The 11875-nt window shown below is 61.0% G+C and carries 8 protein-coding genes; 1 reads left to right on the top strand and 7 read right to left on the bottom strand.

Annotated features, from left to right (window positions below; genetic code table 11):
* From VIG90_RS11785 to VIG90_RS11765, 5 genes are all read right to left on the bottom strand, one after another.
* A partial coding sequence (locus VIG90_RS11785) for an STN domain-containing protein (RefSeq protein ID WP_331593715.1) occupies positions 1-564 on the bottom strand: 564 nt, incomplete at its 3' end.
* Between the two features lie 142 nt (positions 565-706).
* A complete protein-coding gene (locus tag VIG90_RS11780) occupies positions 707-1720 on the bottom strand; it encodes a FecR family protein (RefSeq protein ID WP_331593714.1) in 1014 nt (337 codons plus the stop codon).
* Positions 1717-2298 carry an RNA polymerase sigma factor gene (locus VIG90_RS11775; protein WP_331593713.1) on the bottom strand — a complete coding sequence of 194 codons (582 nt, stop codon included), beginning with the start codon at positions 2296-2298 and terminating at the stop codon, positions 1717-1719. The genes VIG90_RS11780 and VIG90_RS11775 overlap by 4 nt, the downstream gene beginning before the upstream one ends.
* 516 nt (positions 2299-2814) lie before the next feature.
* Positions 2815-4734 (bottom strand): hypothetical protein, encoded by a 1920-nt coding sequence (locus VIG90_RS11770; RefSeq protein WP_331593712.1) that lies wholly within the window; start codon positions 4732-4734, stop codon positions 2815-2817.
* Positions 4735-4744: 10 nt separating this feature from the next.
* Positions 4745-7435, bottom strand: coding sequence for a caspase family protein (locus tag VIG90_RS11765; RefSeq protein WP_331593711.1), 2691 nt, complete (start codon positions 7433-7435; stop codon positions 4745-4747).
* 583 nt (positions 7436-8018) lie between these two features.
* Here VIG90_RS11765 and recQ point away from each other — a divergent pair.
* A complete protein-coding gene (gene recQ / locus VIG90_RS11760; protein ID WP_331593710.1) occupies positions 8019-9830 on the top strand; it encodes a DNA helicase RecQ in 1812 nt (603 codons plus the stop codon).
* 359 nt (positions 9831-10189) lie between these two features.
* Here recQ and VIG90_RS11755 read toward each other — a convergent pair whose 3' ends face one another.
* Together VIG90_RS11755 and VIG90_RS11750 are read right to left on the bottom strand one after the other, a co-directional pair.
* On the bottom strand, positions 10190-11245 hold the full coding sequence (locus VIG90_RS11755) for a phosphotransferase (protein ID WP_331593709.1): 1056 nt from the start codon (positions 11243-11245) through the stop codon (positions 10190-10192).
* On the bottom strand, positions 11242-11875 hold a 634-nt coding region (locus VIG90_RS11750), incomplete at its 5' end, for an acyl-CoA dehydrogenase (protein WP_331593708.1). The genes VIG90_RS11755 and VIG90_RS11750, both read right to left, overlap by 4 nt.

The raw sequence follows: 11875 nt of genomic DNA, 5'->3' as shown, positions 1-11875 counted from the left end.
CTTGGTCCCGACCCCGCGGATCGAGAAGTTGTACATGCTGAAGTTGCTCTTGGAGAAGTTGACGTTGGGGATCGCCCGCAGCAACTCCGAGCCGCCCTCGATCTTGCGAGCGTCCAGCCCTTCCGACGTCAGCGCCGTGATCGCAATCGGCACGTCGCTGATCCGCTCCTCGCGCTTCTGTGCCGTCACGATGATTTCGCTGAGAGTGGTTTCCGGGGACTCTGCGCGAGAATGGCTGCTCTCGCGCTGCTGGATCACCTGTGCGCCGCCAGGTGTCGTTTCGATGTGCAGCCCGGTTCCCTCAAGCAGTCTCTCAAGGGCCTCTTCCGGCGTCATCGCCCCTTTGACCGCTGGTGCGGTCTTGTCTCGCAGAACAGCGGCAGGCGCTGTAATGGCCCGGCCGCTCTGGCGCGAAAACTCGTTGATCGCACTGGCCAGGGACTGGGCCGGAATATCAAAGGTGACGGTTTTTGCATGGGCGCTGGCTGCAACAAGCATTGCAAGCGTAGCGATCGTTGATGTCGTTCGTCGCAAACTCAACAGGAAACGGTTCGTCTGGCTCATGGTATCCCCCCCCTTCGCCATTGGATGCAGCCAGCGCGGCGTCTTCTTCGTCCGCCTGTCGCTGGCTCGCTTTCACCTCAATGACGTAGTCGATTGGGTAATCTGACAGGCTGCGAATGCATTTCTTCGGGGGGGTGGGCGTTTAGCCTGATGAAGCCTCGGTCAGAACAACCCTCTGCCCAATCCGGCCTTCGAGCCGGACGGGGACAACGCGGGGCAGGCTTTCGAGAAATGCGCCGGCCTGATCGGCACGGAAGGAGGCGGTCAGGCGCTCCTGTGCAAGCTGCTCGGAGGAAATGACGACCTCGCCTGGGAGATAGCGGTTAACATCGGCGATGATTTCCCTCAGCGTGACATCTTCGTAGGCGAGCCAGCCACTGAGCCATGTTTCCGCCGGCACCGACGTCAGCGGTTTAACGGCGGGCCGGTCGGCTTCTGGCGTGATTAGGGCCTCTTTGCCGGCCTCCAGCGGGATCATCGGCGCTGACTTAAACGCGAACAGCGGCTTGGGCGGGGCGACCCTGACCTTGCCTTCGGTCACAGCCACCCGCACGTTCTCTCCGTCGTATTTCACGTTGAACTTTGTGCCGACCACGGAGATGCGTGTATCACCTGCCCTGATGACGAACGGCCGATCCGGGTCAGGCGTGACAGAGAAGAACGCTTCGCCCGGCTGCATGTCGACGACGCGTTGTTCGCCGGAGAAAGTCACCTCGAGGCGCGACTTGGCCCCAAGCGCGATGGTGCTGCCATCTTCAAGCGATAGCTGACGGATTTCGGCGATGCTGGTGTTGTAGACGGTGCCGTCCGGCCGAACGCCAAGCCAGGCCAGTGCAACCAGTCCGGCCGCAACCGCAGCCCCGCCCATGGCCCAGACAGAGCGCCGGCTCCAGCGCGGTTCCAGAGACAGGCGCCAGCCCACAAGCCGCTCGCGCCAGGTGGGGCGTCCCAGAAGACTGGCATAATCGGGATCCGCCTTCAGGCTGGCAAGCGCCTCCCAGGCCTCATCGGCATGCTGATACGCCTCGAGCTCTTCGGCGGATCGCGGAACCTGCCGCCTGGCAGTGGGCGAGGCGAGTTCGTCAAAGCCCTTGCCTTGCAGAAGCCAATCAACCGCACGTTGCCGGGCAGCATCCGGGTTATGGTCGCCGTTCATCCCCTGTCCCCGTCATCGTGATCGCGATCCGCTGCTTCGAATGCAGCAACGCAATCCTGCATTGCCCGTGACACATGCTTGTAAACAGTCGTCTCCGAGACGCCGAACTGTTTGGCAACCTCGGCAACGCTCATACCCTCGACGCGGATAAACAGAAACACGCGACGTCGCATCTCGGGCATGCGCGCCAGCGCGACCTTGAGGATGTCCAACCGCTGCCTGTCAATCAAGACGCGCTCGGGCGTGACTTCTGACACCTCGAAATCGCGATCTCGCAGCGCAACCTCGAGGGAGACGTTGCCCCGCACCGTTGCCTGCCGATGATAATCACGGACAATGTTGCTGGCCACAGTCAGCAGATAGGAACGCGGATTGTTGATCCGTGTATCGGCCTGTTGCGCTCGCGCCAGACGTTCAAACGCAGCCTGCATCACCTCTTCGGGATCCGGTGGCCCCGCTCCAAAGCGCCTGCGGACGAAACGGGCAACTTCCCCCCGCAGCGTTCGATACAGTTCATCAAGCGCTGTCCGTTCATGCTTGGCCAGGCCTTGCACACCGGAAGACTTACCAATTGGCATGACAGCCCCCTGTCCTGGTCTTGAACAGCGCAACTGAAACGGCCTGCAAAGCGGATTGGGAACTTAACTTACTGAGAAGTAATAAATAATTTTCTGGCGATCCGAGCCGGGCACGGCGCACACCAATATGACTATCCCTATTGTCATATTTGTTGCAATATTTGAATTAAATTTTCTAGATTATTCAGCCGTTCAGGGCAGCTGACCTCGCTCATCTGATCGACCCTTTTGCGGAACGAACGCAGCCCCGGCTTTGGCAGCAGGAGCTGCCTTGTATCGGTGTTTGCAGGGGCTGGGTCGCGCTCAGGCCGAGCCCGCCCCAGGGTAGGGTGCCGTCCCCAAACGGAAAGCGTGAGCCGTGCTAACAAGCCGACATTTCTGTGCGAATACCGACGACGGTTGTTGTGGGCCAGCGGGCATCGTGAGTTTGAAAACCATCCCGCCCGACTGCGCCCGCCTTGTCGTCAGAGCGCCGCCGTGAGCCGTCGCGACCATGCTCTGCCGTTAGGAGTTTTCCTACGCCACGTGAGCGCAGAGGCGGCGCTGTATGGTGTTGAAATCCGCGACATATCTGCGGCCTGCCTTACGCCAGAAGATGGAAGAGGCTCCCGAGCGCATGTATTCCCACTGGGCCTGTTGCCGCTCGATGTTATCGACCCGCTTGGAGATCACGAACCGGACGACCCCGGCGGAGTCCAGAATGATCGTCGAACCGCCATAAAAGGGCCATTCGATGCCATCCTGCTCAACCATTATCCGCTGCGTAACTTCGGCAACGACATCGAAGGCAAGCTGCATGTCCGGGCCGATGCGTCGTGCGATCCGTATGGACTCCACCACCGGCAATGCCATTGTCCGCGTGTCGTAATCCGGTGAGAGCGGGCTGATCAAACCGAACTCCGGCGCAAAGGCGGGATGGGTGACGAGCCGCCCCAGTGCTCCGGCAAGGCGGCGAAGCTCGCCTACGTCCTGAGGTTCGCTCAGATCATCCGTCAGGCGAAGCGAGGCGAGCTTAAGTTCGGCCTCCACCGGCATGGAGCGCCGCGGGCCGCGCCAGAGCAGCGCGTCTTCGGTCATGCTTTCAGCACCGATGCCGAAGATGTGGGATTCACCAAAGGCGCGAATGATGGTTTCGCGATAGGCCAGGTCATCATCCGGCAGAAGATCATGATCAGCGGTGATAAGCGCACGCAGATAATCGCCGAACTGCACATCGACAGGCGGACAGTAGTCGATCGCCCGGATGCAGATGCGCAGGAACTGACTGGCGAGCTTGCGCGCCTCCTTAACGAGGGAGTCTTCCAGAACACGTGAGAGGTCGCCTTCAGGAAGAACGCCCGAGCCGCCCGTTGCCAGTTTGATCAGGCGGCGCGTCCGGCGATGATAGATCGTCTCGAAAGCGCTGAACACCGCATAGGACAGCACCCTGCCTCGGTCGTGCGGCTCAAGCACGTCCGGCGCATACCGCAGGCGGCCCTCGGTCCCGATGCCTGCAAATGTCCGCAGGGCATCACCCTGCGCACCGATGCCGCGGCCGAACTCCTGAGCCAGGCTGATCAACCCCTTCGCTTCGGTGAGCCGTCCTCGGGTTTCCGACAAGGCGGCCCGGACCACATCCTCGTAAGCGAAATGCTGGAAGAAGGCGATCAGGTCAGCGAACGCCTCATGGAGAGCAAGCACGTCCGGATGGGTCGGCTCGAAAAAGTGCGCCCTGAGGCCATCCAGCAGTGCATGGCTCATCTCATGGACGATAATGTCATGAGAGAGGCTGGTATAAACCTTCCCCACGCCGGCCTGCGCCACCGGGGTTGAATACTCGGCAGTGAAGTAGCCAAAAACGATCTCGCCGCGCGACCGGTCATACCAAGCGTTCTTCTCCATTGCGCCAAAAGGGCGCAGTTTCAGGCGGCTCAGGCCACCATCGTCAGCCCCGAAGGCGAAGGCGACATCGCGGCCAAGGGCGGCCTTGAAGTTCGCATAAGTGAGCATCGCGACCGCATAGACCATCTGCTGGTGGAACTGTGGGCATGTGATGGACGGCATATAGCCATTGCTGAGAAGAACATCTCGGGCATCAAGGTCGGCTCTTGGATAAATCCTCCCGTCCACATCGCCGCTGACCACTTCGATGATTGAACCGATCGGACCCGGCTCCAGAGGCTCGTACGGCAGCTTGACCGAGGCGATCGCGCCGTGCAGCTTCGACGTGGACGGATCGCGCGCGAAGATGGATAATGGCCGATAAAGCGGCTCCAGGCCGTGGCGCTGGTGAGGCCGGGTGGTCGCCCGGTGGGTAAGCCGTGGGCCGAGGGCATAGAGCACGCCGGCACCTGCCGGAAGCTGGTCTTGCACGCTCTGTGGCGGACCAGGCGGCATACGGCTCTGCGCCGTGCTCTGCACAGCCTCGGGAGCCAGGTGATCCTCAAGGTCCGCCATTCCCCCCTCCTCAGAATAGCGCCAATGGGTGATCGAAACGGCTTACATCGCCATAAAGACGAGGTGACTGGCCGGCGTCCGGCCCCAGAGCGGTGAGGATTTTCTGGTGGAACTGCCGGTTGCTCAGCCCTCGGGCCTTGGGGAGTTCCTTCGTTGCAACCGCCGTGAACAGGCCCGCACCCTCGTATTCGTAAGCAAACTCGGAGTCCTGGCAGGCTGCAAACAGCACGCCGATCGGCCCCCCTCCCGTTGCCCGGGCAAACCGCCCCTTCTTCGCACGGTAAGCCTCTATCATATTAGCGGTTGGCTTGACGGCCCGAGCTTTCATGCCAGGCCGCACCTGTCGCTGCGGCGGCGCCCCATAAGCCCGGATCGCCGTGCCGGAATGGCAGCAATCGAAGAAGCAGGTCAGATGCGCATCGTGACGGAGCAACCTGTAGGCCTCGTAGATTTCGTCGTCGATGACGAGGCCGCCGTTGCCTTGGGGATTGTTGCAGTCGATGGCGCACAGACACGAGTCTGACTGGCTTTCGATTTCATCGTCAGAACTGTCCCGGATGAGTGTACCGTGGCCGGCGAATTGGAAGACCAGGCGGTCACCTGCGTCGGCGCTCTGGATGAGATTGCGCAACCGCGCGACAATCACCTCTGCCGTTGCATCTTTCTCGTCCACCGTCGTGACTTCGAAGCCGGCCGCCTCAAGGGTACTGCGCCAGCGGTCTGCATCCTTGAGGCAGCCGCCGAGCGGCGCGATGTGGGGATAGTTGTTGATGCCGATGCAGAGTGCACGGCGGCGGCCGAGTGAGGCAAGCGGGGCAAGCGATGGGGCGGGCCCTACGCTGCCCGAAGCGAACAGGGGCGTCTCCGACTGGGCCGGTGCCAGAAGAAAGGGCTTGAGATGATCCGGCCATTCCGGCTCGCCTTCCCAGAGCGAGCGCTCGAGTGCGCGCGACTTCGCAAAGGGATGAAGGGGTTCGTTGTTCACCTTGCCAAGGATACGGCGGCAGATGCTCTGCATTGTTGCCGGATCATTGTCGAAGCCGCCATGGGTGACGGACTGACTGGCAGAGCCCGACCCTGAATCGGCACTCGGCGACCAGATGATTTCCCCGACTTTGCTTTGCTGCCCGCCTAAACCGAACATGTCCCGCAGCGCCGGCTCGCGGCGCAGCGACTCCTCCAGTCCGAGAATGGGTGTCTCCCGCTCGGGCTCGAGCGCATGATGGATCATATAAAGCAAAGACTTACCGTAGAGCTTGGTCACGGTATCGGCCAACTCCCGCGTCTTCGTCATGGTATAAAGCGTCAGGTGTTCAATCCTGCCGCCCAACTCCGGTGCAAATTGGTCAAGAAAGGCTTCACAGGTTATGGCGGGCGCAAGGAAGTGCGCGCTTTTCACCTTCACCTGGTCACCAAGGGTAGAGAGGAAATGCGATTGAAAAATGCTTCCGGCGCTATGCCCGACAAGATGGAGCTCCAGCCTGTCGCCATATCTCTCCAGCACCGGGCCCAGCATTTTGCCGACGTAAGCAGCGCCCCCGCCGGGGGCTGCCGCTTGCTCGGCACTCCGTTTCATCCCGCCCCAGATCTTCCCAGCTCCTAAAATCCGGACCGCGTTCTCGACCATTCTGTCCGTTATATCCCGCCCCAACCCCCGTGCTGAAACCTCAAGCCCGAGAGCGCCTCGGAGCACCTGCCTGAAGGTATCGGCAAAGCCGGTCTCCCAGATGAAAAACAAGGGGTAGACATTGTTCTTGCGCCAGAAGTCGAGCTGCTCGAACGCACCAAGCAATGCCGGCCGCTCCTCAACAAGGCCGCCATGCGCATAGACCACCAGCCGCACCACCTCGTCACCGGTGTTCCTGATCATCTTGCTCAGTCGTTCATTGATGATCCGGTCAACATCCGTCTCGCTCGACTGGACAATCCCGTCGGATGAGAACCGCCCTTGGGAGAGGTTGACGATATGATCCGAAAGTTCCTCCAGCATCCGGGGGTCAAGGCTGCCGGCTGCCCCGCCCCAGCCTTCTCCGCGCTGGTCGGCCTGCGTCATGCTCGAGAGATCTGCCTCATGCTCGGCATGGGCCATGTCGTCGGTCTGCTCTGCCGTCGGGTCCATCGATGCGATCAACTCAAAACTGCGATCACCTCCGGTACCGAAGGCGGCCCGTGCCTTGCCGTCGGGTGGAAGCACGAACTGGCCGATATCGCCGATCCAGGCCGCCTTGTCCTGGGTTGAACCCGGACAGGTCTTGGCCGACATCTCGCTGTGGAAGCGCAACTGTTCAGCGGAAAGCCCAAACCTTTGCTGCACAGATTTAATTACGGCCAGCGTCGATGCCCTCTGTTCAGCCGTTAGGGCTTCATGGCCCACATCAAAGTCGCCGATCATTTCGATCATGAAGGGCCCGGCCTGCCGGTTGCCATTGAACCCAGCTGCCGAAGCCGGTGCCCAGTTGAAATTGCGGCCCAGCCAGATCGTACCGTCCGGTGCAACGCTGACATGCTGAGCAATGTCGCTCCAGCCGTTAACCCGGGTATGGTGCCGCCACATGCCCTCGATCGTCGCGCGGCCTGAGTAGTCGCGCTGACGCGGCCGCCAGGTATGGTGGAGGTGAACCTCGGAGATCCGTCGCGTCCACGGGAAGGCTTGCACCAAGGAAGCAAATTCAGGCGCAGTTACGGACTGGAAAGAACGCATGTTCACCTCCGTAAATATTTTCAGATGGCTGCAAGCCCGCGGCCTTCGCGCAAGTGCGGCCCGAACCGCATGCCCTGAGTGGCCGACACCACATGCCTGGCAGAGACCAGGAGGATTACTGCACCTGATGTGCTCTGCGGCGCAGATCAGGTGATCGCCGCTGCAACAGTGTACAAGCGTAAATCAGTCCAGAAGAGGTCGCGTATTCGCGTAGAGTTAGAACATGCGCCCGGTGCCTGAGGTTTCGTATCTTAGACCTTTGTCTGAACGCACGTCACAGCGAGCGGTAGGAAGCTGAACACTGGACATCTGACCAAGCTCATCTGCACAGAGCCTCGTTCAAGCCGACCGCCTGATAGGACCAGCCTCTGCCCAAGGGCCACGCGCCTGGAACGATGGGATCCAATCGATGCCGGCCACAAGGGATGCTGCTCCGCTTGGTGCTGAACAATCGCGGTCGCCGCGGCACGCTGCCTGCCCAGACGAAACAATCAATCGGCCAATCGCCTGCGAAAAATGATTAATTTTCCTCACCGTCTGCTAAAGAAGCCCGCTGCCCCAGTCCTGAAGAGCAAGTGATTCCTTGACCACCGATCCACTCGACATCCTCAAGACCGTCTATGGTTACGACGCCTTCCGTGGCCGGCAGGCGGAAGTCGTATCGCATGTCATGGAGGGCAACAATGCGTTCGTGCTAATGCCGACGGGCGGTGGAAAATCGCTCTGCTATCAGATCCCGGCCCTTGCACGGCCCGGCATGGGCGTTGTCGTATCGCCCCTTCTGGCATTAATGGCCGATCAGGTTTCCGCGCTGCGTCAGGCAGGCGTCAAAGCAGCGGCGCTCAACTCTGACCTCGCCGGCGATGACAGGCGGAATTTGTGGCGGGATATTTCGGCCGGCGCGCTCGACCTGCTTTATATCGCGCCCGAGACCCTCTTGAAACCGGATGTTCTCAGACTTTTGAGCATGGTGCCGCTCTCCCTGATCGCGATCGATGAAGCGCACTGCCTGTCTCAGTGGGGGCACGACTTCCGGCCAGCCTATCGCCAGCTCGACGCACTCGCCGGGCTTTTTCCGGGCATCCCTCGCATGGCACTGACGGCGACTGCCGATGCCCCGACGCGAGCGGAAATCCTGACCCACCTTCAAATCGACGAGAGCGACGCCTTCATCGCCGGCTTTGACCGACCCAACATCCGCTACGCAATCATGGAGAAGGACAACACCCGTGCGCAACTGAAGCGCTTTCTTCAGGACCATGACGGGGAGAGCGGAATCGTTTACTGTCTATCGAAACGAAAGACCGAGGAAACTGCCGAATGGCTGCGTAGCCTGGGCTACAACGCCCTTCCCTATCATGGCGGCATGGACAAGCTCGCACGGGAAGCGAACCAGGCGCGCTTCCAGCATGAGGAAGCTGTCGTCATGGTGGCGACCATTGCCTTCGGGATGGGCATCGACAAGCCCGATGTCCGATTCGTTGCACACATCGATCTACCAGGAAGCATCGAGGCCTACTATCAGGAGACAGGACGCGCGGGGCGGGACGGATTGCCTGCCGAGGCACTGATGCTGTACGGCTACGAGGACATCGTCCTACGCAGTCGTTTCATCGAGGAATCCGAAGCGCCCGACCAGCGCAAGAGAACGGAACGGCTCAAGCTAGACACGCTCCTGGGCCTCGCTGAGACGGCGAATTGTCGGAGGCAGGTGCTGCTGTCGTATTTCGGCGATACATGCGAGCCATGCGGCAACTGTGACACCTGCGCCGAGCCCCCAAGCCTGTTTGACGGGACAATTGCCGCCCAGAAGATATTGTCCTGCATCCATAGGACCGGGGAAAGGTTCGGGCAGGCCCACATCGTCGATGTACTTCTGGGCGCCGAGAACGAGCGGATCACCCGCTTCGGTCACGACCAGATCTCGACGTACGGCATTGGACGCGAGCATGACAATCGCACCTGGCGAGCCATCATACGCCAACTGGTCGTACAACGGCTGGTAGACATTGATTTTTCCGGACACGGCGGCTTGTCCATTTCCCAGACGGGCAGGCAGTTCCTGCGTGAGAAGCAGACACTCATGCTGCGTGTGCCGCCAAAGCCGAAATCCTCACGTGACAAGGCCCAGCGGAGGCAGGCCGCAACATTGTCTCTGCCGGAGCGGGACCAGACATTATTCCAGGCGCTGCGCGAAAAGCGGATGCAGATTGCACGCACGCAAAACGTGCCGCCCTATGTCATCTTTCACGACCGCACATTGCTCGAACTGGCGGCTGCCCGGCCGATCTCACGCGCACAAATGGCCGACGTGCCCGGTATCGGTGAGACAAAACTCGAACGCTACGGCCACGCCTTTCTTGCTGTCATTGCCGCGCACGTCGACGCTGACTGAGCGAACGGCCCGGCGTGAACGCCGCGTATGCAGGTCATGATCAGAAAATGATACGAGCCGGCCGAAATCGCTTGGACACGTAATCTTTGTGACGAAGCAGGTGCGCAATCACCCTGTCCTAACACCCTGGCCTCGCGATCAAGATCCGGGGAGCAGCGTAACAAGTCTCGACGCGAATACGGCGCGATATTCTCTGCTGGCTGAAACGTCTTGTGCAGCCAGCGGTCTTCGCGAAATGAATACCACTCTTTTCCTTGCCTGCGGTCGTAATGGCCGGAGTGCTGCCTCATCACGAGAATGCAGCAGTGCGGACCAGGCTATTGGCGCGATGATGCTCCTCGACGGAAGGATTTGGCTCGCTATGCCCCGGTCTGCTCCCAGGCCAGTTGCGCGATCTGCGCATAGGTCGAAGCCAGTTCCAGTGCATGTGCCGATGATGCATTGCCGCGCAGCGCGCGTGCCCGGATACCGTGGTAGATCGCCGCCAGCCTGAACAAGGTGAAGGCGAACAGAAAGTCGAGATTATCAATGCGCTCGCGCCCCGTCCGGGCGCAGTAGGCGGCCAAGTACGCATCCTCGGTCGGCAGGTTCAGCGACACGAGGTCAACCCCCTTCAGGCCGGAGAGAATAGTCGGCGGCAGCCGGTACATCATCAAATGATTGACAAAGTCGCCCAGCGGGTGGCCGAGCGTTGACAACTCCCAGTCCAGCACGGCCAGAACGCGCGGCTCGGTCGGATGAAACACCATGTTATCCGCACGAAAATCACCGTGGATAACACAGGTTTCATCATCCTGCGGGATGTGCCGGGGAAGCCATTCGATCAGCCGGTCCATATTCTCGTCGCGCCCGGCGCTCTCGTCAGTCAGATATTGCCGTGACCACCGCGCAATCTGCCGCGCAAAGTAGTTTCCCTTCTTTCCGAAGTCCTCAAGGCCAAGCTGCTGCGGCGACCGCTGATGCAGGTCGGCAATCAGGCGGTTCATCTCACCGAAATAAAGTGGGCGATCCTGTGCTGGCACCGGCTCGAACTGGGCGCTCCAGAACACACGTCCGCGCACGAATTCCATAACATAAAAGGCGGTGCCGATGACCGTCTCATCCATGCAAAGGCCGAAGATGTGCGGAACCGGAAAGCCGTCTGCCCCGAGGGCCGACATGACCCGCGCCTCCCGATCCACCGCATGGGCGCCAGCCGCGATCTTGCCCGGCGGCCTGCGGCGAAGCACGTACTCCCGTCCCGGCGTCGACACATGGTAGGTCGGGTTCGATTGCCCGCCCTTGAACTGCCGAACCACCAGCGGTCCTTCGAAACCGTCGACATTGGCGCGCATCCAGTCAGCCAGGGCGGCCTCGTCAAAGGCGAAACCCTGCCGAACAGCGCCGGTACCGGCGAAGAGCGCCTCGGTGCTCATCGCGCCGCCAGAGCCTCACGCTTGATTTTCTTGGCCAGGCTCCACCTGTGCACCTCGGTTGGCCCGTCATAGATGCGGAACGCGCGGATCTCGCGGAAAATCTGTTCAACGACGGTATCGCCGCTGACGCCGGTGCCGCCCATCGCCTGCACGCATCGGTCCAGAATACGATAGAGGGCCTCCGACACTGCGACCTTCGTCATGGAGCTCTCCGTGATGCCAGGTGCCCCCTGGTCGAGGACGCCCGCGCACCAATCGATCATCAACTCGCACTGCTTCAGCTCGATGAGGTTGTCCGCCAGCATGAAGCCGACCCCTTCATGATCGATCAGCGGCTTGCCGAAGGCATAGCGGCGCACGGCATAGTCCGTCGCGATCTCGTGCGCACGGGTGGCGGCGCCCAGCCAGCGCATGCAATGCGTCAGGCGCGCAGGGCCGAGGCGCACCTGCGCATATGTGAAGCCCTCATGCGGCGCGCCCAGCACATGGCTGTCCGGCACACGCAGGTCTTCGATCGCGACTACCGCATGGCCGCCCGGAGACGCACTGTCGATCGTATCGATTACACGCTCGACGCGGATGGCGGGGTTAGGAAGATCGACCAGGAACATGGTTGCGGCGGTTTTCTCG

The organism is Pedomonas sp. (genome assembly GCF_036515995.1).
GTDB lineage: Bacteria > Pseudomonadota > Alphaproteobacteria > Sphingomonadales > Sphingomonadaceae > Pedomonas.
The sequence above is the reverse complement of the archived record's forward strand: the minus strand, read 5'-3'. Positions and strand labels throughout refer to the sequence as shown.

Excerpts from the sequence above, each read along its gene's own strand:
- VIG90_RS11780 (WP_331593714.1), bottom strand. The coding sequence starts at position 1,720 with ATGAACGGCGACCATAACCCGGATGCTGCCCGGCAACGTGCGGTTGAT.
- VIG90_RS11775 (WP_331593713.1), bottom strand. The coding sequence starts at position 2,298 with ATGCCAATTGGTAAGTCTTCCGGTGTGCAAGGCCTGGCCAAGCATGAA.
- VIG90_RS11770 (WP_331593712.1), bottom strand. The coding sequence starts at position 4,734 with ATGGCGGACCTTGAGGATCACCTGGCTCCCGAGGCTGTGCAGAGCACG.
- VIG90_RS11765 (WP_331593711.1), bottom strand. The coding sequence starts at position 7,435 with ATGCGTTCTTTCCAGTCCGTAACTGCGCCTGAATTTGCTTCCTTGGTG.
- VIG90_RS11755 (WP_331593709.1), bottom strand. The coding sequence starts at position 11,245 with ATGAGCACCGAGGCGCTCTTCGCCGGTACCGGCGCTGTTCGGCAGGGT.